The organism is Ramlibacter paludis (assembly GCF_022012305.1).
Taxonomy (GTDB): domain Bacteria; phylum Pseudomonadota; class Gammaproteobacteria; order Burkholderiales; family Burkholderiaceae_C; genus Ramlibacter; species Ramlibacter paludis.
The window spans coordinates 576,941-603,039 of sequence record NZ_JAKLTM010000003.1; the positions used below are offsets into that span (position 1 = coordinate 576,941).

1 protein-coding gene (cut by a window edge) is annotated in these 26,099 nt (G+C 69.6%); it reads right to left on the bottom strand.

Going from position 1 to position 26,099, the window contains the following annotated elements; genetic code table 11:
* A protein-coding gene (locus LZ009_RS13220) for a DUF4347 domain-containing protein (protein WP_275698399.1) crosses the window boundary here: on the bottom strand, nucleotides 1–26,099 show its 3' portion. Its footprint extends 3,994 nt past the window's final position; 26,099 of the gene's 30,093 nt are visible here — the last part of the coding sequence; its start codon lies beyond the right edge, outside the window; the stop codon is at nucleotides 1–3.

The window sequence follows — 26,099 nt, forward strand, 5'->3', positions numbered from 1 at the left end:
TCACTGCGGCGTCAGGAAGGAGAAGTCGTCCAGGTGCGACGACACGCCCTTCTTCATCACGCTCGTCTGGCCGAAAGGCACGTAGCCCAGGCCGAACTCGCCATACGTCCCGTCCCAGTTCACCAGCCGCGACCCCACCAGGTAGCGCAGCATCGACGAGTTGTTGGAACCCTCGTAGTCGTTGCGGCGGCCGTTGCCGGTGCTCAGGGTGTCGTGCCCGTCGCCACCGACCAGCCAGTCGTCGCCGTTGTCGCCGTACAGCTTGTCGTCGCCGGCCTGCCCGAACAGGATGTCGTCGCCTTCGCCGCCGCGCAATTCGTCGCCGTGGTCGAACCGGATGCCTGCACGGTACGGCCAGTCGTGGCTCCAGTCATCCGGGTAATCCTCATCCCCGCGGCCGTTCAGGCGGCCCCAGTAGTCGGCGCTGTCGGTCAGGATGGCGATGCGTTCGGCCCCGTCCTGCACGCTGTCGGCCGCATAGCCCCAGTCGCGGCTGCTGATGTTGGCGGCGCGGTTGACCGCGAAGTCCAGCACCGCCAGGCTGTCGCCGTAGGCGATGTCGTCGCCGGCGCCGCCGTCGATCGAGTCGCGGCCCATGGCCAGCGAGGCCAGCTGGAAGTCGTAGTGCTTGTGGTACTGCTTGCGCCAGGCATCGTTGCCGTACCAGTGGTCGCCCTCGTCGCGCCAGTCCGGGTTCTGCCAGAGGTCGTCGCCGTACTTGTAGACCGGCGTGGCGGAGGCCGTGACGTTGACCACCGGCGTGCGGACGATCATCGCGTCCCCGATCGCCAGGTCGCTGCCGTCGCCGCCGTAGATGGCGTCGTTGCCCCACAGGACCAGGTCCGCATGGTGGCGGATCGTGTTGTAGGTCTTCCTGTTGATCACCTGCGTGCCGAGCTCGTCGCGCAGCGCGTATTCCAGGTCGACCAGGTCGAACACGCCGCGCGCGATCTCGTGGCCGGCGTCCGAGATGCCTTCGATGAAGCGCTCGAAATCGCCCGCCAGGTGCACCGGCAGGTTGAACGTGGGTTGCACCACCACGCTGTCGTCGCCCACCAGCACGTCGTTGCCGCCCTGCCCCTGCAGCACGTCGGCACCCAGGTTGTAGCTGGCATCGACCACCCAGGCGTCGATGTGCTCGCCGTAGTAGCGGTCGCCCAGCAGTTCGAAGTTGCGGTTGACGAGGTCGGAGAAGTCGTCCGACAGGTCGTAGAAGCGGACCGCCAGGTCCTTCGCCTTCGCCATGGTGGCGTCGGTGAAGGTGAGCGTACGCGCGAACACCACCTGGTCGTCGCCCACCAGCGTGTCCTTGCCGTCGCCGCCGGCGACGCTGTCGTTGCCGCGGATCTGCCGCAGGTGGCTGCCAACCTCCGGCGTGACGGAGGCGTAGGCCACCATCCGGCCGCCGTCGGCCAGGCGCAGCGCGTTGTCCGCCGGAAGCAGCGTGGAATTGCCGAACACGAAGGGCAGCACCGCCGTCTCGGGCGCCATGTTGGCGCCCGGGGTGACGTCCACCATCGGGACGATCGTCGTGCCGAACTGGCCGAGCGCGACGCCGAGCGCCGCCTCCGCGGACGCCGCCGTGTGGATCACCCACTGGCCCTGCATCACGTTGGGCGCGCTGCCGGTGTCGCTGTCCACCAGCAGGTTGTCGCCGACCACGGTGTCGTCGCCCGCTCCGCCGTCCAGCGCATCGTTGCCGGTGCCGCCCGACAGCAGGTCGTCCCCGGCGTCTCCCGCCAGCACGTCGTCGCCGCGCTGGCCGAACAGCACGTCGGCGCCATCGCCACCGCCCAACGTGTCGTTGCCGTCGGCGAGCAGTTCCAGCAGCAGCGCACGGCTGTCCCAGGCGCCGTAAGGCGTGAGCAGCACGTTGGCGCCGGCCCCGTCCTGGCGGCCCGCCAGCAGCACCACGTCGGCGCCCAGCAGGGCATCGACGGTGGCGCGCGAGGCCGCCGGGGTGGTGGACCACCACGAGGACGTATTCAGCGCGACGCTGCCGGAGAGGTACGCCATGTCCAGCAGCAGCACGTCGCGGTGCCAGGAGCCATTGGCATCGATGCGCGGGCTGCCGTCGGCATTGAAGGTGCGCGTGACGACCCCCACGTCGCCGAGCAGGAAGTCGCGCCCGCCGCCGCCCGTGAGCTGGTCGTTGCCGAGTTCGCCGAACACCTCGTCGTCGCCCTCGCCGCCGGCCAGCACGTCGTTGCCGCGCTGCCCGTGCAGGATGTCGGCGCCGCCCGAGCCGAGGATGGTGTCGTTGCCGGCCACCAGGTCGACGTCGTCGAAGCGGGTGACGTCGCGGATGACGTCACCGAAGGGAGCGGCGTAGCGCACCCACTGGCCGCCGGCGTCCAGGCGGCGGACGATGCGTCCGTTGTCGCCCAGCACGACGTCCTGCTGGTCGCCCGCGTCGATCCAGTCGCCGCCGTCGCTGCCGGCCAGCACGTTGTGGCCGCCGGTGATGTCGTCCTGGCCGTCGCCGCCGAAGATCGTGTCGCCGCCCTGGCCACCCAGGATGCGGTCGTCGCCGGCGTCGCCGTAGATCGTGTCGGCGCCACCGTTGTCGGCGACCTGCGTGGAGACGGACAGGTAGTTCGCGTTGCGGGCGCCGTTCGGGTTGAACCAGCCGTGGTCGCCGAAGATGACGTCCTCGCCGCCGCCACCGTGGATTTCATCCGCGGCCGCGCCGCCGACGATGCTGTCGTTGCCCTCGCCGCCCCAGATGGTGTCGGCGCCGCCCAGCGCGATCGTGGCGCTGGGTGCGATGTCGCTCAGCTGGCCGTTGGCATAGGTCAGCACCGCGCCGTCGCCGAGGATCACGTCGTCGCCGCCGTTGCCGGACAGCACGTCCGCGCCGGCCGAGCCGACCAGGACGTCCCGGCCCGAGCCGCCGGACAGCGTATGCACGCCGCTGGCCGCCGCGTCGAGCGCGGTGACCTTTTCGAGGGCCCCCGTCGCGGTCCAGGTGATCACGGCATTGCCGGCCACCATCAGGTTGTTGCCCGCCGGGTCGCTGGCGCTGTCGGCGCCGGCGCCGGCGCCGGTGACGATGATGTCGTCCCCGTCGCCGCCCAGGATGGTATCGCTGCCGCCCGGCGCGTTGGTGCCGGGGGTGGCGGCCTGCCGCAGGACGCCGTTGACGTAGGTCAGCTGCGCCTCGTCGCCGAACAGCAGGTCGCGCCCGGCGTCGCCGCTGATCCAGTCGTTGCCGAGACCGGCGATGACGATGTCGTCGCCCGCGCCGCCAATGAGGACGTCGTCGCCCGCGGTGGCCGGGTCGCTGATGAACACGGGCACGCCGGCCACGTAGTCGATCACGCCCTGGTCGCCCAGCAGGATGTCGGCGCCCGCGCCGGCGTCCATGGTGTCGTTGCCGGCGCCGCCCACCAGGATGTCCGCGCCGCTGCCGGAGACCACGTGGTCGTCGCCGCCGTCGGTGGGATCGGTGGTGGTGACGTAATCCAGCAGTCCGGCAATCCATTCGATGCGGCCGTAGTCGCCCAGCACCAGGTTGGCACCGTTGCCCGCGTCGATGACGTCGCCGCCGCCGCCGCCCACGATGACGTCGTTGCCGGCGCCGGTGGTGATGGTGTCGGCCGCATCGGCGGCTTCCGGGGTGCTGGCCGCCAGGTCCAGGGTGGACAGGACCGGCAGCACCTCGAGGGCGTAGTCCACCACGCCGTTGTCGCCCAGCACCACCTTGTTGCCGTCGCCGGTGGAGATCGTGTCGCCGGCCGCGCCGCCGACCAGCACGTCGAAGCCCGCGCCGCCGTAGATCGTGTCGGCGCCGCCTATCGTGGGCGCCAGGGTTGCGACGCGCAGCAGGCCGCCGGACGCATTGCGGTACACGCGGCCGCTGTCGCCCACCAGCACGTCGTTGCCGGAACCGCCCGTGAGGGTGTCGCCGGCCATGCCGCCCAGCACGATGTTGCCGCCGGCGTCCGCGCCCGCGGTGATGGTGTCGGAGCCGCCGATGCCGGTGGCGGTGCTGAAGACATCGCGGTCGGCGCCGGACAGGTTCACCTGGCCGCTGTCGCCCAGGATGATCTTGCCGCCCAGCAGCGCCGTGATGGTGTCGCCCCCGGCGCCGCCGAGGATGATGTCCGTGCCGGCGCCACCTTCGATGGTGTCGGACCCGCCGATGCCTTCGTCGACGCTGGCCACGCGAAGGACGTTGCCGCTCGCGTCGCGGTAGACGCGGCCGCTGTCGCCGAGGATCACGTCGTCGCCGCTGCCGCCGAAGATGCCGTCACCTTCCGCACCGCCGAGGATGATGTTGCCCAGCGCATCGGCGCCGCCGACGATGGTGTCGCTGCCGCCGATCGCCGACTCCGCGGTGAAGACGTCGCGGTCGCCGCCGGAGAGGTTCACCTCGCCGCTGTCGCCCAGGATGATCTTGCCGCCCTCGGGTGCGGTGATGGTGTCGGCCCCTGCGCCGCCCAGCAGGATGTCGCGGCCGCTGCCGCCGCTGATGTGGTCGTCGCCACCCACGCCGTGGTCGGTGCTGGCCACGCGCAGGACGGCGCCGCTGGCGGAACGCCGCACCACGCCGCTGTCGCCGAGGATGACGTCATCGCCGCTGCCGCCACTGAGCGTGTCGCCCGCCGCGCCGCCGAGGATGATGTTGCCCACGGCGTCCGTGCCGGCAGTGACCAGGTCGATGCCGCCGATGGCTGCATCCAGCGTCTCGACGTCGCGGTCGGCGCCTTGCAGGTTCACCTGGCCGCTGTCGCCCAGGACGATCTTGCCGCCCAGCAGCGCGGTGATGGTGTCGCCGCCCGCGCCGCCCACCAGCAGGTCGCTGCCCGCGCCGCCGTCGATGGTGTCGTTGCCGCCGATGCCGGTGTCGGTGGAGGCAATGCGCGTGATCGTGCGGTCGGCCAGCCGGAAGACCCGTCCGCCGTCGCCCAGCACGATGTCGTTGCCGAGGCCGCCGGAGATGGTGTCGCCCTCGGCGCCGCCCAGGATGATGTTGCCCACCGTGTCGGCGCCGCTGGTGATCCGATCCGCGCCGCCGGTGTCGGCCTCGGTGGTGTAGACGTCACCGCCGAAGTCCACCACCCCGTTGTCGCCGAGGATGGTCTTGCCGCCGATCAGGGCGCTGATGGTGTCGCCGAGCGCGCCGCCGAGGATCACGTCCGCGCCCGCGCCGCCGTCGATGGTGTCGGCGCCGCCGATGGCGGGCGCCTGCGTCGCCACCTGCAGCAGGCCGAAGGCAGCATCGCGATGGACGACGCCACTGTCGCCGAGGATGACGTCGTCGCCGGCGCCTCCGGTGATCGTGTCCTGGCCCGCGCCGCCCAGGATGATGTTGTTGCCGCTGCCGCCGGTGATCGTGTCGTCGCCGCCGAGGCCGAAGTGGGTGCTGGTCACGTCGCGGTTGGCACCCGCGAACGACGCCGTGCCGTTGTCGCCCAGGATGATGTTCACGCCGGCCGGCGCGCCGATGGTGTCGCCGCCGACGCCGCCGAAAATCACGTTGCTGCCGCCGTCACTGGTGATGGTGTCGGCGCCGCCGGTGGCGTCCGTCGCATCGGTGGCCGCCACGAGGACGATGGCGCCCGCGCCGTTGCGTCCCACGAGGCCGTTGTCGCCGACCACCACGTTGGTGCCGCCCGCCAGCGTGATCGCGTCGCCGCCGAAGCCGCCGAGGATGGTGTTCACGCCGTCGCCGACGGTGATCGTGTCCGCGCCGCCGAGGGCGATGTCGCTGGTGGTGATGTCGTTGGCGGCCGCGTCGTTCAGCGTGACGCTGCCGTTGTCGCCCAGCACGATGTTGGTCCCGCCGTCCAGGGTGACGGTGTCGGCGCCGAGGCCGGCCAGGATCACGTTGTCGCCCACGGCGCTGGTGATCGTGTCCGCGCCCGCGGTGGCGTCGCCGCTGTCGATGGACCGCACCAGCCGCCAGGCTTCGGAAGCATCGCGCAGCACTTCGGCGTTGTCGCCGGCGACCACCGCCCGGCCGCTGCCGGTGGCGATGTGGTCGGCCCCGAAGCCGCCGATCAGGATGCTGGTGCCGGCGCCGCCGGTGATCGTGTCGTCGCCGCCCTTGTCCAGGGCCGTGGAACGCACGTCGTTGCTGTCGCCCGCCGCGCCGTGGTTGAGGAAGATCTCGCCGCTGTCGCCCAGCACGATGTCGCTGCCGAGGCCGGCCTCGATGTGGTCGCCGGCCGCGCCGCCGACGATCAGGTCGTTGCCCGCGCCGCTGGTGATGTGGTCGACGCCGCCGATGCCCGCATCGATGCTGTAGACGTTCTTGGCGACGCCCGCTTCGCGCACGACATAGCCGCCGTCGCCCAGCAGGATGTTGTCGCCGTCGCCGCCGGCCAGCGTGTCGTCGCCGGCGCCGCCCAGGATGATGCTGCGGTTGGCCGCCCCCGCGCCGGCGCCGCCCGTGATGCTGTCGTTGCCGCCGATGGTGGGGCTGGTGCTGTAGACATCGCCCGTGAGGTCGGCGAAGCCGCCGTCGCCCAGGATGATGTCGCCGCCCAGGCTGGCGACGATCTCGTCGCCGGCCGCGCCGCCGAGGATGACGTCGGCGCCCTCGCCGCCCGCAATCGTGTCCACGCCGCCGATGGCGTCGTCGATCGTTGCAACCGTCAGCACGCTGCCGCCGCTGCGGTGCACGCGCGCGCCGTCGCCGGCAATCACGTCGTTGGCCACGCCTCCGGTGAGCTCGTCGTTGCCGGCGCCGCCGATCAGGATGTTGCCCAGCGCGCCGCCGACGATGGTGTCGTCGCCACCCAGGGCCGCGTCGACCGTGTAGACGTCTTCCGCTCCGGGGAGGAAGCCGGCCACGCCGTTGTCGCCGAGGATGATGTTGTCGCCCTGCGGCGCCTCGATGGTGTCGGCCCCGACGCCGCCGAAGATGACGTTGGCCCCGCCCTCGCTGGTGATGGTGTCGTCGCCGCCGGTGGCGCTCTCCGTGTCGCTCGTCGCGACCAGGGTCACGACGCCACTGCCGTCGCGCAGCACCACGCCGTTGTCGCCCAGCACCACGTTGTCGCCGCCGCCCAGGGTGATGGTGTCGGCGCCGAAGCCGCCGAGGATCTTGTTGACGCCCGCGCCGGCATCGATGGTGTCGTCACCACCCAGGCCGGTGTCGTCGGTGGCGATGTCGTTGGCGCTCGCATTGTTCAGCGCCACCGTGCCGTTGTCGCCCAGCACGATGTTGACGCCGCCGCCCAGCAGCACGTGGTCGGCGCCGAGCCCCGCGATGATGACGTTCTCGCCCGCATCGCTGCTGATCACGTCGCCGCCCGCGCTGGCGTCGCCGCCGTCGATGGAGCGCACCCGCCGCCAGGTCTCGTGCTCGTCGCGGCTCACCTCGGCGTTGTCGCCCACGATCACCGCGCGGCCGCTGCCGGTGGTGATGTGGTCGGCGCCGAAGCCGCCCACCAGGATGCTGGTGCCGGCACCGCCGGTGATGGTGTCGTCGCCGCCCACCAGCAGGTCGGTGGAGCGCACGTCGTTGCTCTCGCCCGCGCCGGTGTGGTTCAGGAAGATCTCGCCGTTGTCGCCCAGCACGATGTCGCTGCCGAGGCCGGCCACGATGTCGTCGCCGCCCGCGCCGCCGACGATCAGGTCGCCGCCCGCGCCACTGGTGATGTGGTCGATGCCGCCCGTGCCGGGGGCGATGCTGCGGACCTGCCGCACGACGCCGGCCACGCGCTCGACGTAGCCGCTGTCGCCCAGCAGGATGTTGTCGCCGTCGCCGCCGGCCAGGATGTCGTCGCCCGCGCCGCCCAGGATGATGCTGCGGTTGGCCGCGCCCGCGCCGGAGCCGCCGGTGATGGTGTCGTCGCCGCCGACGCCGGGGGCGGTGGAGTACACGTCGCCCGCCAGGTCCGCGAAGCCGGCGTCGCCCAGGATGATGTCGCCGCCCAGGCTGGCGATGATCTCGTCGCCCATCGCGCCGCCCAGGATGACGTCGCTGCCGTCGCCGCCGGTGATGTGGTCGACCCCGCCGGTGGCGTCGTCGACCGTCTCCACGCTCAGCACCGTGCTGCCGGAACGCAGCACCTTCGCGCCGTCGCCGGCAATGACGTCGTCGCCGCCGGTGCCATCGATGCGGTCGCCGCCGGCGCCGCCGATCAGCACGCTGCCGAGCCCGCCGCTGGTGCTGCCCACGCCGAGGATGAAGTCGTCGCCGCCCTGGCCCGCCGTGGTGGTCTCCACCCGGCCGCCGACCACGACCACGCCGCCGTCGCCGAGGATGATGTCGCCGCCGAGGCCCGCCGTGATGCGGTCGCCGGCCACCGGGCCGACGCCGGCTTCGACGCCGCCCAGGATGATGTCGCTGCCGTCGCCGCCGTCGATGGTGTCCACGCCGCCAAGCAGCACGATGGTGCCTTCGAGGTCGATGGTCTCGATGCGCACGGCCAGGCCGCCGGCCCGAGTCACGTAGGCCGCGTCGCCGACGATGATGTCGTTGCCGCTGCCGCCGGTGATCTTGTCGTTGCCCGCGCCGCCGATCAGGACATTGGCCAGCTGGCCGCCGGTCAAGGTGTCGTTGCCGCCCGCCGCGGACGAGGTCGAGTACACGTCGCCGCCGATGACCACCACGCCGGCGTCGCCGATCGCGATGCTGCCGCCGCCCAGCGCCGACAGCACGTCGTCGCCGGCGCCACCCAGCATCACGTCGTTGCCCTGGCTGGAAGTCAGGGTGTCGGTGCCGCCCTCGATGTCGTCTTCCGTCGCCACGCGCAGGACGCGGTAGGCGGCGTCGCGCACGATGCGCGCGTTGTCGCCGACCAGCAGGTCGTCGTTCTCGCGGCCGTCGATGAAGTCGTCGCCCAGGCCGCCCACCAGCACGTCGGCCTGCAGCCCGCCAATGATCGTGTCGGCACCGCCGTCGCCGAAGACGGCCAGGCCGCCCAGGGTGGCGCTGGCGCCGGTCTGCAGCAGCCGCACCAGGTCATCGCCGGCGCCGCCGTGCACCTCGAGGTAGCGCGGGTCGTTTTCGGTGATCCGCACGTCGTCGTTGCCGCCGCCCGCGTCGACCCGCGTCACTTCGACCATCGCCGCGCCCGCGTTGCGCGCGGACTCGACGGTGATGGTGTCGCGGCCGGTGCCGGCCAGCACCGTGACGCCGGCGCTGAAGCTGCCCGTGGCCGCATCGAAGCTGCTGCCGAAGAAGCCGGTGGTGGCGTTGTAGGTGATGGCGGCCGGCGCCAGGCCGGTCACCGTGGTGGCCGTGATGCGCACGTTGGTGTCGCCATCCGGGTCGTTCGAGTCGTCGATGACCAGCACGTTCCCGTTGCCGCCCTGCGCGTCGATGTCGAGCGCGCCCAGGATGCCGTCGAGCGAGCCGTCGCGTCCGACGGTGATGCGGTCGTTGCCGCCGCCGGTGCGCAGCCGGGTCGAGGGCTCGGTCGCCAGCACGAAGAAGGTGTCGGCCCCGGCGCCCAGGCGGATCTCGAGGTCCTCGATGCGTGCCGCCTGCACGAAGGTCGCGGTCCCCGCGCCATCCTGCATGTTCAGCCCAGACAGCGTGCCGCCGTCCAGCGTGCCGGTCAGCGGGGTCGAGGTGCCTTCGGTGCGGACGAACAACCGGTCGGCCCCGGCCTCGTAGGTCTCGGTCACCGTCTTCAGCGGGAACGGCAGCAGCACCAGGTGCGTGCTGGGGATCTTTGTGACCGGGTCGCGGATCACCTGGCCGGCGGCGTCGAGGTCGACGGCGGTCGCATAAGCCGGGCCGCTGCGCAGCGTGATGCTCCCGTTGGCATTCTTGGTGGCGTACTGCTGGCCGGCCGCGTTGGTCACCAGCGGCGTCACCGGTACCGGCGTGTGCTGGCCGGTGGCCGGATCGATGCCGTCCACCCAGTTGGGCGCGACTTCGGTCACATGCTTGTCGCCGTCGAAACTCAGGTTGGCATCGATCGCGTCGAGGTTGACCGCGTCGCTCCAGACCTCGACCACGTCGTTGCCGGCGCCGCCCAGGATGGACGTGTTGCCGGCGATGCTCTTGACGCGGACGTAGTCGTCGCCGCCGCCCAGCACCAGCCGCGTGCTGTCCGCATGCGTGTGTTCGATCGTGACTTCGTCGTCGTGGCTGCCCAGCCGGGCGTCCAGCGATTCGACGTCGTCGTACAGCACTTCGGCGCCCAGGCCCGCGCCGTTGAGGGAGCCCCATTCGCGGCCCGAGACGGTCCGCGCATCGAGCACCAGCGGGTCGCCCGCGCCGCCCTCGTCATGGACGACGATGCTGTCCTCGCCCTCGCCGCCTTCGATGTTGACCTTGCCGCGGATGCCGCCCAGCGTGTTGACGGCCGGCAGCTTGAAGGCAAACGGCGGCGCGTCCACCACCACCGGCGGCGGCGTGATCGTCGTCGTCTTCTTGACCTGGATGGTCTCGGTGGTGAAGGTGGCCGGCTGGTCGACCACGATGGTGGCGCTGACCGGCAGGCTGAAGCTGAAGGTGCCGCCCCAGCCGAAGAACCAGAACGAGAAGGTGTAGGTCTGCTGGTTGATCGACGCTACGTGGATCTGGTTGAAGGTGTTCTGCACCCCGAAGCGCTGCGCCAGCGAGTCGCTGATGGTGAAGTCCGGGTTCAGGTCCGTCAGCGCCACCACGCGGGTGAACGGCGCCGGGTCGTTGCTGACGATCCGGGTCTCGGTTTCATAGGTGACCTTGGTGGTCGGCGCCGGCTGCACGATTTCCGGCGGCGGGTCGAACACCAGCACCGGATGGTCGCCACCGATGTGCACCGTGTCCTTGCCCGAGCCGCCGCGCACGTTTGTGACCAGGTTGGGGTTGGTGGTGAGGACGTAGATCTCGTCGTCGCCACCCGCCGTCTGCACGTTGATGGTCTCGATCTCCGAGAAATACGTGATGCGGCCGCCGCCGGCCACGAACTTGTCCGTGACCACGAACACGTCCTTGATGCCGGTGCCCGTGATGGTCAGCGTGTCGTTGCCCGAGCCGCCGATGATCTCCACCGGCGCGTTCTGCAGGTACTCGTAGGAGTTGCTGCCGCTGCCGCCGTCCAGCGAGGTCAGGTTGACGGCCTTCTCCCGGCCGGCTTCCACCTTGACGAGGAAGGTGAACACGGCGAACACGTCGTCGCCGGCGTCGCCGTGCAGGAACAGCTCGGCCTCGTTGTGGAAGACGTTGAATTCGTCGTTGCCGTCGCCGCCGCGCACGGTCATCTTCGCGGAGGTGCCGGGCGTGGTCTGCTGCAGGTTCACGACCTCGACGCCGAATTCGTCGATGTAGGTCTTGACCGAGGCGATGTCGATGCGGTCGTCGCCCGTCCCCATCTCGATCAGCGTCTCCATGGCGTTGTCGTCCACCAGGAAGGTGTCATTGCCGCCGAGGCTGCGGATGGTGAACTTGTCGATGCGGTCGAAGGCGACGTCGTTGCGTGCCGGGTTGACGACCTTGGCCGCGATGCCCGTGTTGGTGAGGGTCTCGACCGGTGCGCCGCCGGCCGTCACCAGCAGCGGGTCGCCGAAGATGTCGTACAGCGGCCGGCCCTGGGCATCGGTCTGCTGCACATGGAACAGCGGCCGCCCCTGGCTGTCGGTCTTCTGCACCTCGCGCTGGCCGGCGACCAGCAGGCCGACCGGGAAGGCGGTGCCGTTGTCGTTGGCGCCCAGCCAGAACTGGTCGGCGCCGGCAGTGCCGTTGATCACCAGCTCGTCGAAGCCGTTCACCACGTCGCTGTCGGTCACCGTGACCGGCAGGCCGACCAGCGAGCCGATGTTGAGCGTGATCAGGTCGTCGCCGGTGTTGCCGTCCAGCTTGAGCGACGCGCCCTCGGCGGCGGCGTCGCCGACGCCGTCGAACAGCGTCAGTTCGTCGTTGTCGAGGCCGCCCAGGACCTCCAGGTTGCCCGCCAGGGTATCGATGCGGATCTTGTCGTTGCCGCCGCGGCCGTCGACGCGCGTGAAGCCGGCCATGGTGGCGGCGATCACCAGTTCGTCGCTGGCCGAACCGAGCACAAGGTTCAGGACGTTGAAGTCCGCGTAGCGGATCACCGCGCTCATGCCCAGGCCGTTGAGGCTCTGCGCCGCCAGCGTGCCCTTGGCCGCGCCCGACTTGCCGACGGCGGTGCCGTCCTGGATGTTCACCGTGTCCGTGCCGCCTTCGGTCGCAACCTCCTTGCCGCCGACGAACAGTTCGCCCCGGATGCCCTGCAGGTCGGTGGTGACCCCGACGTTGACGGTGTCGTTGCCCGCGCCGGTGACGATGTTGGTGGCGCCGCCGGTGCTGCGCACGTTGACCACGTCGTTGCCGGTGTCGCTGAACACGTTGGTGGTCACGCCCGCGAGGGTGCTTTCGACCGTGATGTTGTCGGCCGCGTAGCCGCCCGCGAAGTTGAGCGTCTCGGCCTCGCCGTAGACGATCTTGCCGCCCATGCCGAAGCCGGTCACCTCGGTGGACCGGATCGTGCCCGCCACGCCGGTGCCGTCGAAGCTGTTGAGGATGTTGACGGTATCGGCGCCCGTGCCGCCCATGATCGTCAGCGTGGCGTCGATGTCCACCAGGGTCGCGGCCGCGCCGTAGACATTGATGGTGTCGTCGTCGGCCCCGGTGTTGACCGTGACGGCATGCTGGATGCCTTGCACCGTCACCTCGTCGCGGCCGATGCCGGTGCTGAGCGTGACCGGCGCGCCGGTGCCGGTGATGCGGAAGACGTCCGCGCCGTCGCCGAGGGTGATGTCCAGCGCTTCGACGCGGCTGTACGCCACGTGCTCGGTGTAGCCCGCCTCCACGGTGCCGACGCCGATGTTGGTGGCGGACAGGCGGCCGCCGAAGCCGCTGTCGTCGGCCTGGTTGGCGATCACGAGCCGGTCGGTGCCACCCGTGCCGAAGGTGGCGCTGTAGAACTCCTGCACCTGCATCCGCGGCTTCTGGGTGACCACCGTGACCGGGATCTTCGCCGTGAGGGTCTGGGTCGCCGGCGTGCGATCCCCGTTCTTCGCGATGACGCGCAGGCCGTTGCGGATGTCGTAGGTGACCAGCGTGCCGTCGGTGAACTTCTGGCGGCCGTGCTGCGCCGCCGTCTGCATCCAGTCGCCGTTGGGATCGATGCGCTCGAGTTCGGGGTCGAGGTACACCAGCTTGCCGAGGCTCTTGCGCAGCTGGCCGGTCTGCGGATCGGTCTCGAACAGCTCGGCGCCGTCGAACACGGCGGCATCGGTGAAGATGTACTGGCTGTTGGCGAAGACGCCGCCGTCCTCGCGGCGATAGGCCGTGAAGTTGGCGTTCAGGTAGGCCGATGTGATGTCGACCAGGTTCTCGGCCACCTTGCCTTGTGCCGTGATCGTCGCGACCGGGATGAACTCGGACGTGGCGGTGGAGGTTTCGTAGCGGTGCGCGTCGCCCTGGAAGTCGAGCACGCCGTGGACGTCGCCGAGGTCGTGGGTGGCGTCGCCGACCGTCACCGTGTCGCTGCCCGCGCCGCCCAGGATGGTGACGTTGCCGGCGGTGGCCAGCACGCTGACGCTGTCGTCGCCGCCGCCCAGCGCCACTTCGATGTCGCCGGCGACGTGCGAGCCGACCGGCGTCACGTCCATGTTGACGGTGAGCGTGTCCGCCACGCCCGTCAGGCGCAGCTGGGTTTCCTCGAAGCGCTCGAATTCGACGCCGAAGTAGTTGCTCAGGCCCGTGGTGACCTGGCCGAAGCCGGTCAGCACGTTGACGGCCTCCAACACGGTGTCGCCTTGCGCCAGTCCGCTGGCGCGCACGGAGCGCGTCGCCGCGTCGCGGCCGGTGCCGTTGGTCGACAGCACGGCCAGTCCGGCGATGCGGCCCGGCGCGTTGCCGGTCTGCTTGACGAACAGAACCGGGTCGTTGCCGGCCAGCGTGTAGGTGCCGCCGGCGCCGCGCGTGACCGTGATCACGCCACTGGCCGCGTTGAAGGTGTAGCCGCTGGTGATGGCCTGCCCCAGCGTGGTCGCCAGCTTGGAGGCGATGGTCTGCGCCGTGTCGCCCGCCACCGACTTGTAGCTGAGGGTGCGGTTCTCCACCGTGACGGTGTAGACGGTGTTGGACACGACCTGGCTGATCGCCACCGCGCCGACGCCGTTGACGGGACCGGTGACGGTGGTGAGCGGCGGCTGCAACTCCGCCGTGTAGCCGCTGCCGCCGTTGACCGCCGTGGCCAGCCGGGCGGCGACCGAGCGCAGGCTCTCGCCGCTGTTGGCGGTGACGCTGTACGTGGATGTCCCGGCGCGCAGGCTCCAGATGTCGCCGGCGACGGACGCGCCGCGCAGCGTCAGGTTGTGGCCGTCGCGCTCGTCCAGGAATTCGTTGTCGCCGGCGGTGTAGAGCAGCCGGCCCTGGGCATCGCGCTCCTGCACCTTGTACAGGAGTTCCAGCGTGCCCTCGTGCACCGTGCCGTTCTCGTCGTGCACCACGAAGCGGTCTTCGTCCGCGCCGCCGTCCACCCGCAGCTTGCCGGCGAACTGGTTCAGGTTGTCGACGCGCGCCTCGGCGATGTAGTAGGCCTTGGGGTCGACCCACAGCTTCGGCGGCGACGTCGCGTAGTACGTCTGGAACATCCAGTCCGCGAGGTTGTAGTACGAGAAGCCCGGGACGGTGTAGCCGGCCTGCGTGCGCACCTGCAGCTGCTGGTGCTGGTTCCAGGCGCGGTCGTCCCACTTGACGAACGCGTCGGTCTTGGACGTGAGGTAGACCGAGGCGTTGATGAAGTTGCGCAGGTCGTCGGCCGGGCCGACGCCGTTGTCGTAGGTGAAGCCGCCGTAGCCCGGCACGTTGACCGTGCCCTGGATGTCGTACAGCGAAGGCGCGAAGAAGAACCACCACGGGGTGCCGCCGCCGCCGTAGCCCTGCCACCAGAGCTGGAACTGCGCGGTGAGCCGCGCCAGGTCCTGCGTGCTGCCCCAGGACGGCGGATAGTAGTAGTACCAGGCGCCCTGGCTGTCGATCTTGAACAGGTTGGCCGCCACCCACGAGTAGTAATCGAGGTTGCCGTTCCAGCCGCCGTTCTGCAGCATCTGCCAGATCTTGTCGTCTTCCTGGCGCAGGATGGGATCGGGCGTGAACAGGTACTCGGGCGGGTCGCGCAGCACGGGGGTCTGCTCGCCGCCCATGTGGATGGTGTCGTCGCCGGAGCCGCCGCGGATCACCGTTTCCAGCTGGTCGGAGGTCGACAGCACGTAGATCTCGTCGTCGCCGTCCGCGGTGTTCAGCTCCAGGCGTTCGATGCCTTCGAAGTTGATGAAGCGGCCGGCGCCGGCCACGAAGTTCTTGGCCACCACGAACACGTCGCCGATCGGCGTGCCGTTGATCACGATGGTGTCGACGCCCGGACCGCCGTCGATGTTGACGTTGGCGCTCTGCAGGTAGTCGTACAGGGCGGCCTGGTCGGCACGCCGCTGGTCGCCGGTGCGCACGTCGTAGGTGTTGGTGCCCTGCCCGCCCACCAGCGAGCGTGCCTTCGGCCGGTTGTCGTTGTTGAGGCTGGTCTTCTCCACCAGGAAGGTGTTGATGATGAAGAGGTCGTCCCCGCTCTCGCCGTACAGCCAGATCTCGGCCTTGTTGTAGTTGATCTCGAATTCGTCGTTGCCGCTGCCGCCGAAGATCTGCGTGCGGGCACTGACGCCGGCCGTGGTCAGCGACAGGTCCACCACCGGGATGCCGTCGTTGTTGCTGGAGGGCTTGAGCACCACGGTGCCGATGGCCACCGTGTCCTTGCCGGCGCCGAGGTAGATCTCGGTGTCGGCGCGGTTGTCGTCCAGGCGCACGGAATCGGCGCCTTCGCCGGTGTCGATGACGATCTTCTCGATGCGGGCGTCGTAGTGGATGACGTCGGGCGAATCCGCGCCGACCACGATGCGCGCGTCCTGCTGCGGCGTGTTCGGGTTCAGCACTTCCATCCGCAGCAGGTCGGCCACGTCGCGCCCGAACACCAGCAGGTAGTCGAGACCGGTGGTGCCGCCGCTGTCGGCGATGGTGATGTTGGAGCCGGCGCCGTCGGTGGTGTAGATGACGTAGTTCTCGGCCGCGGAGCTGCCGAAGTTGGACACGTTGTCCAGGGTGACGGCGGCGCTCACCACCGTGACCGACAGCATGCCGTTGGCAGCCGCGTTCACCACGCCGTTGTTGTCGTTGACCACCAGCAGGTTGTCGTTCTCGCCGCCGGTCAGGCGCACGAACTCGAAGATCGGCTGGCCGGCCTGCAGCAGGCTCTCGACCTCCACCCCCGCCAGCCACTGGTCGTAGGTGCCGCGCTGGATGTGACCCGCCAGGTAGTAGTTGCCGTACAGGGCCAGGTCGAGGTTGCGCGTCTCGGTCAGGGTGTCGCTGCCGCCGGCATCGAGGAACACGTCCACGCCGGCGCCGCCGGTGACGAGGTCGTTGCCCAGGCCGGACTGGATCTCGTCGACGAACATCGAGCCGATCACGGTGTCGTCGCCCACGCCGCTGTGCAGGTGCAGGATCTTCACCAGTTCGACCGTGATGCCGCGCGCATCCAGCGTGTCGCGGTCCGCCGCGTTGGCGGCCGAGAGATCGGCGCCCTGCGCGTAGCTGCGCACGAACACCTCGTCGCTGGCCTTGTTGCTGTTCTCCACCTGCACCAGCACGCCGCCCTGCAGGGCGACCTGCATGACGTTGGCGCTGGTGTTGTTGTCGAACAGGGTGCGCGCCGTGAAGCTGTCGGCGCCGCCCGTGCCGAACACGGTGATGGTGTCGGCCTGGGAGTCGAGGCCGAACACCGGCGTGACGAAGCGGTCGTAGACGATGTTGTTGTTCTCGTCGCGCTGGTACACCGGCACGCCCTTGAGCGGCTCGGCGGTCAGCGAGAACAGCTCGCCGCTCACGCGCGTGACCTGGATCGTGGCGCGCTCGTCGGCGTTGTTGCCGTCGTTGACGACCGTCACCAGGTAACCCGCAGGGACACCGGTGATCGCGGCCAGCTTGGCGGCGATGACGTCGACGTCCAGTCCGTCGGTGGTGTTGGCGGTGTAGGAAGCCTTCCAGTCGCCGATGCTGTAGCTCCAGACGCTGCCGGGGTTCACCGGGCCGATGAAGGTCACCTTGCCGGCCACGCCGACCTGCGGCTTGGTCACCTGTGCCACCGATTCCATGATCGGCGCGCCGTTGGCATCGACGGCCGCCACCGGCGTCTTGATGCTCTGCGAGGTGTTGTGCAGGCGCGTTTCGGCCTGTTCCAGCACGAAGGCGCCGGTCGCCGTCTTGAGCTTGTCGCCCGTGGCGTCCTGCACCCGGTAGACCGTGCCGCCTATCGTCACGTCCAGCAGCTTGGGCGTGCCGTCCATGTCGTACAGGTAGCTGCCGTTGCCGGCCAGCTTGAAGCGGTAGAACGAGTCGCGCGGCGTGAAGTCGCCGGTCTGCGGGGTCGCTCCCACGATCGCCACGTAGGCGTTGTTCTGGGCATCGCCGCCCAGGCTGCGGATGCGTGTCTCCACCTGCTCCAGCACCGGCTTGCCGGCGACCAGCAGGCGCGGGCCGGTGTAGGCCTGCACGTTGGTCAGCACGCCGCGGATGGTTTCCTGCTGCAGCTTGGGCGAGCCGTCCTCGTTGTAGAGATAGGTGCCGCCGGTGCGCAGCTGCCAGCGCGAGAAGGTCTGCAGGACCGTTTCGCCCGTCGCGAGCGGATCGGTGTGCAGCACGACCTTCTGGTTGCTGCGCTGGAACACCTGCTCGGTATCCATGACCACCGAGGTGCTCGTCGCGCGCGTCTCCACTTCCTCCAGCACATGGGCGCCGCCGGCGGCGGTGAAGAGCACGGCGTTGGCGCTCGTGCGCTGCACCCAGAAGTCGCGCCCGCCGATGTCCTGCTTGTCCAGCAAGGGCACGCCCTGTGAATCGAACAGGTGGCTGCCGGAAGCCAGGCGATAGCGGTAGAAGCTGCTGACCGTTTCCGCGACGCCGTCGCCGGTGGTGTCGCCGATCGAGACCGGCAGCGCGCTTTCGCTCACGAGCCGGCGCGATTCCACCGTCTCCAGCACCGGCTGGCCGTTCAGCAGCAGCAGGTTGCCCACATGGCGCTGGATCGGGTCGGCATCGCCGGGACCGGCCAGGGAGAATTCGAAGGTGATGTTGCCCGTGTTGCGGAAGGTCAGCACGCCATTGTTGGCGGTGGCCGTGTAGGTCGAGCCGGAGGGCAGCGCCGCCGCGATGCGCGTGGCCAGGGTGGCGACGGAGTCGCCGCTGGCGGCGTTCACCTGGTAATCGATGTTGGTGTTGTCCGAGCCGCGGATGCTGACGCTCCAGGTGCCGCCGGCGACGATGGGGCCGACCAGCGCCGCCCGCACCTCGGTGCCGGACACCACCGTCACGTCGGCGGTCGACTGGTACAAGGGCGCGCCGCTGGCGTCGAACAGGTACTGGCCGCCATCCTGCAGGGCATAGCGCCGGAAGACGAAGCTGTCCTCCGTGATCGGCTTGGTGGTCTGCACGAAGACCGGCGTCACGATCTTGCCGCCCTCGGTGGCGAGCACCAGGTTGCGCGTCTCGACCTGGATCAGGCCCTGGGTGGTGTCGACCACGCCCAGGTGCTGCTGCACGCGGTAGTTGGTGCCGTTGATCAGCTCGTTCAGGATCGTCGGCGTGCCGTCGTCGTTGAACAGGTAGTTGCCGCTGGTGAGCGCGTGGCGGACGAAGGTGTCGTCCACTTCCTGGCCCTCGCCCAGCGGATCGAGGTCGTGGTCGCGCAGGTACACCGCGCGCTGGCTGCCGGCCAGGTACACGGTGCGGTTGCCGCCGGTGGTGGCGACCACCGTGCTTTCGGAGACGGTCGCGCCCTGGAGGATGCGCTGCTGCTCGAAGATCTCGCCGCGGCCGGCGTCCACTTCGACGCGGCCCAGCGCCGCGCCGCGCAGGTCGGCCACGTTGATGATGTCGGCGCCCTCGCCCGCTTCCAGCCGCAGCAGTTCGACGCTGTTCATCGAGACCAGCGCCACCAGGCCGCCGAAGTCGGTGTAGGTGACGGTGGAATCCGTGGTGCTGCCGCGCCGCACGTCGAAGGTGTCGGTCACCGCGCCGGTCTGCGCCTGCACCAGCACCTTGTCGCTGCCGGTGCCGCCATCGACGGTGTCATTGCCGTCGCCATGCGTCCAGCGGATGAAGTCGCCGCCGTCGCCGGCGTTGATCACGTCGGCCGCGAGGCCGCCCACCAGCTGGTCGTCGCCGCCTTCGCCGAAGATCGTGTCTACGCCTTCGTTGCCTTCGATGTAGTCGTCGCCGGAGCCGCCGACCAGCATGTCGTCGCCCAGGCCGCCCTTGATCTTGTCGATGCCGGCGCCGCCATAGATGCTGTCGTTGCCTTCGCCGCCGTCGATCTGGTCGCGGTCTTCCGAGTCGCCACCGTCGCGCGTATCGTTGCCGTAGATGATGTCGTTGCCGGCCAGGCCGACGATCAGGTCGCGGCCCGCGCCGCCGTAGATCGTGTCGACCAGGCTGCCGCCCGCGATCTTGTCGTCGCCGGAGCCGCCGCGCAGCGTGGCGGCCGTGTAGCGGACCTGCGTTTCGTCCTCGGGCACGGCGATCTTGATGTCGTCGCGGCCGCTGCCGCCGTCGACGTCGATGGCGCCCAGCACGGCTGCCGTGATTTCCACGATGTCGTCGTCGTTGCCGCCGCGTACCGTGACGTTGCGGCCGCTGGTCACCGTGAACTTGTCGTTCCCGCCGCCGCCTTCCAGCAGGATGTCCATGCCGTCCAGTCCGGCATCGATGAAGTAGCGGTCGGCCTCGGAGCTGCCGTGGCCTTCGATGCGCGTGACCTGGCTGACCATGAAGTCGCGCGCGAAGCTGCCCATGCGGGCCCGGATGTGGTTGCCGGTCTCGCTGCCGACCCACTCCAGCGCCTGGCTGGCGTCGTTCCAGACGTAGTCGCCGCGCTCGACGCGGTGCGTGTGCGCCTCGTCGACGGCGGAGCCGTCCACCTCGTTGACCAGCACCAGCGTGCTGCCTTCCAGGCGCGCCACCACCGGCACGTCGGGCGGCGGGCAGCTGTGTTCGAAGCTGGCGATGACCACGTCGACGAAGCGTTCGCGCGCCTCGAACAGGGTGATCTCGAAGAAGCCGGCGTCGATGCCGACCCAGATGAAGGCCTCCAGGAAGGCGCGCAGCTCGCCGTGCATGTTGAACAGGCACAGCGGGTCCTGGTCGATGCGCGCGATGATCTCGTCGATGCGCAGCTTGCCGTCGTACTTCGCCGTCGGGTTGACCGTGCCCGGGCCGGTGCCCTTGTTCGGCACGTCGGCCAGGTCGAAGTCGATGCGGGCTTCGATGCCGCCCTCGACGCCGGCCTCCACGAGGCCGCCAATGCCCAGCGAGGCGCCGGCCTTGATCGCGGCATAGAGCGAGATTTCCGGCTTGTCGGTGGCGCTGCCCTCGATGCCGTGGTCGTCGACGAAGAAGCCTTCGAAGATGCGGTCGATCTCGCTGAGCGCGAAGTCCTCTTCCTCGGCCCAGGCCCGGATGCCCGAAGTGTCGAAGCCGAAGCTGAAGTTGGTCTTGGCCGAGATCTCGCCGGTCAGCCGGGCGTTCAGGCCCGGGAACACGGGGTAGGACTTGGTGTAGGTGAAGCCCAGGTCCAGGTTGGGCATGTCGAAGATGAAGAGGTCGACGTCCTTGCCCATGAGCAGGCCGAAGACGCTCTTCGGGTCCTGCAGGATCGGGAAGCGGAACGCGCCCTTGGTCGTGCCGAACTTCTTGGTCACCTGCGCCGCGCTGCTGCCGGCGGCCGCGCCGCCCAGGTTGCCCAGGTTGGGCGTGGCGGCGGTGGTGGTGGGCACCGATGCGGCGCTCTTGGCCGCCAGCTGCGCTCCGCCCAGCGTGAAACTGCCGAAGTTGATCAGGATGCTGTCGTTGCCGACGCTGTTGACCATGTCGATGAAGTCGATCGCGTCCTGGATCGCATACACCGCCTTTTCGACGGTGGCGAACTGGGTGGCCGACAGCTTCAGGCGCGCCAGGTCCAGCAGGCGGAACTGGGTGATGCCCAGGTCGATCGGCGTCAGCAGCAGGTCCACCACCGGCTTCACCGGCGCGATGATGTCGCCCACCGTCTCGACGATGGGCGCGACGAAGCCGCTGATGGCCTTGCCCAGGTCGAGGGTCACGTCCTCGAACTGGATCACGGCGCTGCCGGAGAAGTCGGCGCTGAAGCCCTGGCCGATGCGGATGTCGGCGAAGACCTGGTCGTAGTGGATCTTGGTGGTGATCTCGGGCAGCGAGATGTCGCCGGCGGAGATCGCGACGCGGGCATTCAGGTCGACGTTGGCCTCGGCCTTGAAGCGGGCTTCGACCGTCAGGCCCTCCAGGCCCTTCTCGCCGGTGGCGCCGCGCGGGTTGAACAGGCGCCAGCGGCCGTCGTTGTTGGAGTCCTTGAGGTCCACCGTGAACTGGCCGAACAGCCCGCTCTCGCCGTCCTCGTCGGCCGTGCTCGTGAGCTGCGCCGTCAGGAAGAACAGTTCGGCCGACAGGCCGCTGTTGTCCGGAATGGTGACGTCCAGGTACAGGATCAGTTCTTCGCCGGACGCGGTGGCGCCGGAGGTGTCGACGTAGAAGCCGTCGTTGGCATCGAAGCCGAAGCCCAGTCCCAGCTGGTAGCCCAGCTCGAACTGGATGGTGGTGTCGCTGCGCAGCTCGAAGCCGGGGAAGGCCGCGCCGAAGTCCAGCGGCACGTCGAGGTCGAACACGGTGCCGGCCAGCAGCAGGTTGAAGCTGATGCCGGTGCCGGTGAAGTCCACCTGGATGTCGTCGGCGCTCTCCACGTTGCGGTACTGCACGCGGCCCCGCGCGTCGTACAGGATGGTGCCGCTGTCGTCGGTGAGCGGCACCTGCAGGTAGGCGCCGAGCTTGTCGAAAAGCTCCTGGCGCACGCGGTCGACGATGAACTCGAAGGTGCCGCTGCCGGTGTCGATCGCTTCCTGCAGGAAGCCGCCCAGGGTGTCCAGGTAGCCCGAGGCTTCGTTCGCCCCGTTGTAGTACTTGCCCTCGGCGTTGGCCTGGCCGAGCAGCGAGTGCTTGAGGTCGTCGACGAAGCCGGCGGCGCCGGCCAGCTTGTCGCCGATCAGCGGCAGCTTCAGGCTCTCGATGTTGTTGCGGATCGTGTTGCGGATGCCGTCGAACATCGCCTCCAGGCCGTGCAGCACCTGCGACGGATCGTTCAGCAGCGCGGAGACGTTGAACAGGTCGCCCAGTTGCGGCGCGACGGTCTCCCAGGTGAAGGCGCCGTTTTCCATCTGGGCGCCCAGGTGCAGCACGTTGTCGCCGATGCCGTCGCCGTCGTTGTCCTCGGCCGAGCCGCCGATCGGGAAGCTGGCCGACGGGAAGTACAGCGGCAGGTCGATGGCCGCCGAGCCCGTCACCGTCGCCTCCAGCGACAGGCCGGGGATGCCGCTGGACGTGATGGCATAGCTGCCGGTGCCGGTATGCGCCAGGCCGAAGCGGGCGGCGAGGTCCACGCTGGCCGTCGCGTCGTCGATCAGGAAGCCGACCTTGCCGAAGCCGAACAGGTCCAGCAGCACCGAGATGTCGATCGGGTCGGTCGTGCCCAGGTGCGCGGACAGGGTCACCCCCGCGTCGTCGTCGATGGAGGCGACGGGTGCGGAGAGGTCGCTGAGGTCGAAGGAGATGCCGAAGTCGATGCCCAGGGACGCCAGCAGTTCGAGGTTGACGTCGTCGACGTTGACCTCCAGGCCCAGGCCGGCAAGGCTGCCGATGCCGAGTTGCTGCGCATAGGACTCGAGATCGATGTCGAAGCCGAAGGCCTGGCCCACCAGCTGGTAGTCCAGGTCGAAGTCGAGCTTGAGCGTTCCGTCTTCGTAGGTGAGCGAGAACGGGTCGAGGGTGGCGCCCAGCAGGTCGTTGACGCGCTGGTTCAATGCGTCGGCCAGGCCGTCGAGGCTGAAGTCGCGCACTTCCTCCAGCGCGTCCTTCAATTGCGACAGCAGGTCCGTGCCGCCACCCAGCAGTTCCGCCAGGCTCTGGTTCACCAGCGGCAACGGCTGGTAGAGGACGCTGTCCGGTTGCACCAGCGCATCGAGGCCGGCGATCACCATGTCGAGGATCTGGCCGGCGCTCAGCGAGCGCAGGTTGAAGATCTCGTCCATGTTGGGCGTCTGCAGGTCGATCGCCGACAGCAGGCTGCGCAGGTCGGCCGGGCCGCCCTGGAAGCTGCCGTTGGAGGCGATGTGCATCTCGCCCAGGCCCAGGCCGCCGAGCGCGCCGGTCAGTTCCAGCGGCAGGTCGATGTTCCAGTGCGCGCCGCCATCCAGCGTCGGCGAGAACATGGACTTGTCGAACTTGTTGGCGGCGAGCGTCTGGTAGTCCAGCCGCGCGTTCGTGCCCATGCGCATGGTCGCGCCGATGTCGATGACGCCGTCCTCGATGCCGAGGCCGACCGGCCCGATGCTGATGCCGGCGTCGAAGGGCTGGTCGCCGCTGTCGACGGACAGGTCGGCGACGATGCCCGGATCGTCGACGTAGAAGGCGCCGGTGCTGTCGATGCCGAACTCGAATTCGAGGTAGAAGCCGGCCCGCAGGTGCAGCACCACGTCCGAGTTCAGCTCGATGCCCAGGATGCCCGGGTCGAAGCCCAGGTCCAGGTTGCTCGCGTCCAGGTCGATGTCCTGGGTGGCCGCCAGGCCCGGCAGCGCGACGCGTGCCTTGTAGGCCTTGTTGCCGTTGCCCTGGGCGAAGTCGATGAAGTCGAGCGCGGCGATGTCGTCGTTGGTGACCTCGCCGTCGCCCGCGAACAGCGCCGCGACGGTATCGACGATGTCGTCCTTCAGCGCGCCGGTGAGCTTGCTGGCGGCATCGCCGTCCAGGCCGAACACGCCGGCGAGGCTCAGGTCGCCCAGGAAGGGGATGGTGACCGACTGCGCGAAGATGTCGTCGACCCGCTCGCCCAGCGCGCCGACCCAGCCGCCGAACGCTTCCAGGCCGGCTTGCAGCTTGCTCTGGTCCGACGACGCCAGCGTCACGGCGGAGATCGCCGTCGTGGGCAAGGCAATGCGCGTGCCGGGGGCGATGGTGGGGTCCATCACGTCGACGGCGGTGGGCACCAGGTCGTGGTCGAGGCCGAGCACGTGGCCCATTTCGTGCAGCACCACCGACAGCAGGTCCATCTTGCCGGCCGGAATGTCGTCGGCCGTGGCCAGGGTGGTGTCGACGAACCAGCCGCGGCCGCCGGCCGTGGGGTCGATCAGGATGGTGCCGTTGGCCAGGGTGCGGGCGATCTCCCGCCCGCCCAGGTCCTGGAACTGCAGGGTGACGCCGGCCAGCTTGGCGGCGACGTCGACGGCCGCCGTGCTGTTGCCTGCCACGTTGACGGTGACGGCGCCCCAGCGCGTCTTGGCGGCGGCAAGGATGGCGTTGGTGTCGGCGGTGGCCGCGGTGAGCGCGCCGGCGGGGAGCGTCGCCGCTTCGAGCGGCGCCTCGTACCAGGCGATGGAATCCTGCTCGATGGTGCCGGACACGGTGCGGTGCGCGGTGTCGACCGCCAGCGTGTTGCCCATCGTGACGTGGTCCGCGTCCAGGTGCAGGCGCGCGCCGATCTCGTGGATGACCACGGACAGCAGGTCGACCTTGCCGCCGGTCGGTGCGGTGGTCGTGCTCGTGTGCCAGCCGTTGTCGGCGGCGGTGGCGTCGATCAGGATCTCGCCGGTGGCGAACCGCGAGCTCACCTGCTTGCCCGGCAGGTCGGTGACGACGATGCCCAGCCCGCGGCTGTCGAGGATGTCGGTGCCGACGGAAGAGCGCAGCACCACCCGGGTGACGCCGTCGGAGTCGGTGACGCTGCGGGCTTCGAGCTCGAAGTCGTCGAAGCCCGTGCCGTCGGTGCGCGGCGCGCGGATCTTCACGCCGTCGAAGGCGAGGACGGCCGCGTCGAGCACGGCCTGCGGCACCGCCGTGATGGCCAGGCCGGCCGGCGGATCGGCCAGCACCACGCTGTCCTTGGTAAGCGTCACGCCGTTGCGGGTGCCGAAGGCGTCGGCGGCGAACTTGCCGACCACCTTGAACTCGCCGCGCTCGATGCGCACGGTGTTGTCCGAGATCTCGTCGCCACCGTCGGTGAAGTAGATCTGGGTGTAGTCGACGCCGCCGATGTTGACGTTGCGGGTGTGGCCTTCCCAGGCGCGGGGCAGGAACGAGAAGTCGAGCGTGTCCGTCGCACCGGTGCCCGTGGCCTGGGAGGCGACGACGTCATTGCCGAAGTCGGTGGTCGAGGTGACGCCGCGCGTGGCATGGAACTCGAAAGTCTCGGCGGCGGAACTGCCGCGGATGGTGTCGTCGCCGACGCCCGAGATCACCTTGGTGCTGCTGATGTTGGACAGGTAAGGCTGGCCGTCGAGCAGGACCGTGTGGGCGCCGAGGTCGACGGTGAAGTCGCCGCTGCGCTTGGTGCCCGGCAGGTTCAGGCCGCCGGGGAAACTGTAGTCGTCGTCGGCGTTGGCCTGGATGTCGATGGCCGCGCCGTTCACCTGGCGGAAGGTGTCGTGCTGCGGCGAGCCGATCACCGTCGCCAGGCCGCTGACGGCGAACTGCGCGAAGGTGTTGCTGATGACGTTGTCCTCGCCGCCGATGTCGGCCAGCGTGGTCAGGCCGGCCAGCCGGTGGCCGCGGATGCCGGTCGCCGAAGCGGTGGCGGTGACCGGGAGGTTGGGCAGCGACAGGTTGCCCAGGCCGATGCCGCCCAGGATGTTGCCGGTGGAGATCCCGGCTTCCACCAGCGCCGAGAAGTCGATGCCGCCCGCCTTGCCGTTGCCGCCGAGGCCCACCGTCTGCAGCACGGAGTTGCCTGCCGTGACGGAGACCGGATCGTCGTAGTCGGAGTAGTCCAGCGTGACCGTGCCCAGCATGCCGCCATTGACGGTGCCGCGCAGCTCCGCATGGTTGTGCATGTTGATCCGCAGGTTCCCGAGCTTGGGGCCGACGATCGACTCGATGTCGGTGGCCACCAGGAAGCTGGTGGGCGCATTGGCGAAGTAGTCCCCCCAGTCGGACGGGTTCAGGCCGAGCTGCTCCAGCACGCTGACGAAGCTGCTGCCGAACGTGCCGGCCTTCACCAGCAGGAAGTTGGTCTCGACGTCCACCCAGCCGCTGAAGTCCGCGCCCGGGATCAGGCCGACGGTGTTCTTGACGGCCG